The organism is Streptomyces fildesensis, assembly GCF_016107395.1.
GTDB classification, from domain to species: domain Bacteria; phylum Actinomycetota; class Actinomycetes; order Streptomycetales; family Streptomycetaceae; genus Actinacidiphila; species Actinacidiphila fildesensis.
The window spans coordinates 1-231 of the sequence record NZ_JAAIKO010000382.1 but is presented as its reverse complement, the minus strand read 5'-3'; the positions used below and the strand labels follow the sequence as shown (position 1 = coordinate 231).

The 231-nt window shown below is 49.8% G+C and carries 1 protein-coding gene; it reads left to right on the top strand.

Annotation, left to right across the window (positions count from 1 at the left end; genetic code table 11):
- Window positions 1–231: selenium-binding protein SBP56-related protein (locus tag C6N31_RS46655; RefSeq protein ID WP_368860209.1), on the top strand; the 231-nt coding region annotated here is incomplete at both ends.

Here is a 231-nt window from a genome sequence, read left to right as displayed (position 1 = left end):
GCCGAGGCTGAAGATGGCTCAACTGGGCAATGTGATGTCCTGCTTATCAAGGGAAACAGATTGCGAGGTGGTCCCCAAATGCTGCAGTTGAGTTTAGATGGGAAGCGGCTTTATGTCACCAACTCCCTCTTCAGTAAATGGGATGGCCAGTTTTATCCGGAACTCATGGAGAAAGGATCTCAAATGCTGCAGATCGATGTGGACACCGAGAAAGGTGGCTTGTCTCTCAAC